Annotated in this window: 4 protein-coding genes; 1 reads left to right on the top strand and 3 read right to left on the bottom strand. The window is 50.8% G+C overall.

Translation table 11 applies throughout. From position 1 onward, the window contains the following. On the top strand, positions 1 to 1,416 hold a 1,416-nt coding region (locus FYJ35_RS14300), incomplete at its 5' end, for a glucosaminidase domain-containing protein (protein WP_205839866.1). A gap of 43 nt (positions 1,417 to 1,459) precedes the next feature. Here FYJ35_RS14300 and FYJ35_RS14295 read toward each other — a convergent pair. The 3 genes from FYJ35_RS14295 to FYJ35_RS14285 form a co-directional block, all read right to left on the bottom strand. Beyond that, positions 1,460 to 1,630 carry a hypothetical protein gene (locus tag FYJ35_RS14295; RefSeq protein WP_154527587.1) on the bottom strand — a complete coding sequence of 57 codons (171 nt, stop codon included), beginning with the start codon at positions 1,628 to 1,630 and terminating at the stop codon, positions 1,460 to 1,462. Further along, complete coding sequence (locus FYJ35_RS14290; protein WP_154527586.1) at positions 1,611 to 2,156, bottom strand: IbrB-like domain-containing protein; 546 nt, start codon at positions 2,154 to 2,156, stop codon at positions 1,611 to 1,613. Before FYJ35_RS14290 ends, FYJ35_RS14295 begins: the two co-directional genes overlap by 20 nt. Continuing rightward, positions 2,153 to 2,610 (bottom strand): DUF3440 domain-containing protein (locus FYJ35_RS14285; protein WP_154527585.1); only part of this gene is annotated, 458 nt, incomplete at its 5' end. The genes FYJ35_RS14285 and FYJ35_RS14290, both read right to left, overlap by 4 nt.

Below are 2,610 nucleotides of genomic sequence, written 5' to 3'. Positions count from 1 at the left end.
CGGCAAATGAATCCATGTAAGAGCCAGAGTGAATATCTGCAGCAGATCATTGATCCGGCACGGCGCGTATGCAAGCGCTACGGCTATCTACCATCCGTGCTGATCGCACAGTCTTGCCTGGAAAACGGCTACGGGATGGCAGCGGACTGCTACCCACTGATCGCCGTGAATAACATGGTCGGGCAAAAATCAGAACTGCTGAACAAATCGTGGGTGGATATCGGCTTGTCCGTATGGCCGGGCAAGTCGATCACGAAGAATACCCCGGAGCAGTACGGCAATCGGATTGTGCGGATTAATGATCAGTTCCGGCAGTTTAACAGCATTGAGCAGTCATTCGCGGACTTCCTGCTGTTTCTGACCTATGCTTCAAATGCTGGCGCAGGCGGAGAACCGAAGTACGGCGGTGAAGTGCTGGCGTTGAAGGATCCTGAAACGCTGATCCGTGCGGTTGCCTCACGGGGATACGCGACTGGAAAGACGTATCCGACATCAGTGATGCGGATCGTTCGTGAGCACAATCTGACGCAGTATGACGACCTGACAACCGTTGCACCGACTGATCAGGTGCCAGCAGCACTGAAGAAGGAGGAAAAAGTGACAGAACTGGATATTCACAAAAATCCGCTGGGATTGCGCACACACAACACCAGCCAGCGGATCGGGAAGATCGAATATATCTGCATCCATTATGTCGGAGCATTGGGTGACGCGAAAGACAACATCGATTATTACAATCAAAAAATTGTTGACGATGCTTCTGCGGATTTTTACTGTGGCCACAACGGCGACATCTGGCAGTACAATGTCAACCCGTTAGCCCGCTACAGCTGGGCAGTCGGCGGCGATAGGCAGACGCAATACGGTGGGGCGTATTACCGCAAATGCAAAAATGCCAATTCGGTATCAATCGAAATGTGCGTAAAAAGCAGGACAGGCAAAGCGCCGAGCAGGCCGAATGACCCCGCATGGTACATCACAGACGCCACATTGCAGGCATGCATCAAGTTAACTAAATACCTGATGCATTTGTACAACATTCCAGCTGATCACGTGATCAGGCATTATGATGTAAACGGTAAGCTGTGCCCCGGCGTCGTTGGCTGGAATGCGCCTAGCGGATCAGAAGCGGAATGGCTGTCATTCAAGGCCGCGATCCGGGACGAGAAGCAGACTGCAAAGCCGGCATCGCCTGCGAAGGTGTATCGAGTACGTGTAGGGATCTTCCGTACGCAGAAGTACATGGAGCGGCTGCAGGCAGCAATCAAAAAGAAGACCGGGCTTGCAACATTCACGGAGAAAGAGTCGGACGGGATGCACATCTACTGCGGATCGTTCAGCGAGAAAGCGAACGCAGAGCAACGGATACAGATCCTGAAGGATTCCGGATTCGATGCGGTGATTGTCGAACGGTGAAAAAGTAGCCGCCGGGGGATCAACCCTTGGCGGCATTATAATCTTATTCATCGTCATTTACTTTTCGGCGATCAGGGTAAGGCTCACTGTCCTCGATCACCCAATTTCTTCCGATTTTCCTTGCAGTCTGAAAGCCTCCACGGAGCGCCATCTGGCGGGCTGTGGCCGGGTCGCGCCCGTGAATCTTTGCGTACTCAACCAGTGATATCAGCATCAGTGATCTCCTTTCCGGGCTTCCATGATTTTGAAAACTCCTTGTCCTTGTACAGATCCGCGAGACCGGTGAGCTGCTTCAGGCGCAATATCTCATCCATGTCCATGCCCAAATGTTTAGATAGCCATGCATCAGATCTTCCGATCTTATGCAGTTCCGCGACGATACCAGACATCAGATCGACATCATGTGTCCCTCTGGCACGGTTGTGCCTGATAGTTGATGCCATCCGCTCATCGATCGGCTTGTCGATCACCGACACCGGCAACATCCCGTGCTCACGATCGTAGATGTCCTTGTGGTCCAGCATCGTCTGGTACCGGTGGAAACCATCGACGATTTCATACATGTCATCTGCTGCATTATAGTAGCAAACAATCGGCATCGTATAGCCATCTTCTTTGATGCTGTCATACAGCAGCCTCATTTCTGGCGGTGCAACGTGATTAGGGTTGTATTCATTAGCCCTGATCTTTTCAATTGGAACCGCCCGAACCCCATATACTGGGGACTTCCACTCACTCATATGCTTCTCCTTCCTGGCCGCGCGATCGCGGCATATTTCTGCTTGATTGCCTTGATCCGCTGCGCTTCTACTTTTGTGGGCCCGAATCCCATAAAGCGGCACAGATAGTCATTTTTTAAAATGCAGTAACACATCCTCTTCCAGGATGGGATGTCCTTCGTACTTTCCACATCATCAGTATCATCTGGCATTTCCTGATCGAATATGATCTTCTGTTTTCCATCCTTGCTGAAATTCGAAACCCCATTGCGCTTAATCTTGTATCCATGGTTCTTGATATCGTTAATCACATCTTCCGAAAATCCTCCGCCTGTATCCTTCCAAAATTTTACTGATGTCCGGAAGATCTGAACATAGTGATCTTGGAGATCTGGTGGTAGAGTGTTCAGTAGATAGAGCGTGTAGCTCTTCCATGTATGCCCGGGCGGAAGCGTGATCTGCTTGTAGCCCATCG

The sequence above is a fragment of the Porcincola intestinalis genome (assembly GCF_009696445.1).
Classification (GTDB): domain Bacteria; phylum Bacillota; class Clostridia; order Lachnospirales; family Lachnospiraceae; genus Porcincola; species Porcincola intestinalis.
Note: the sequence above shows the minus strand (reverse complement) of the source record. Positions and strands in the feature narration are given on the sequence as shown.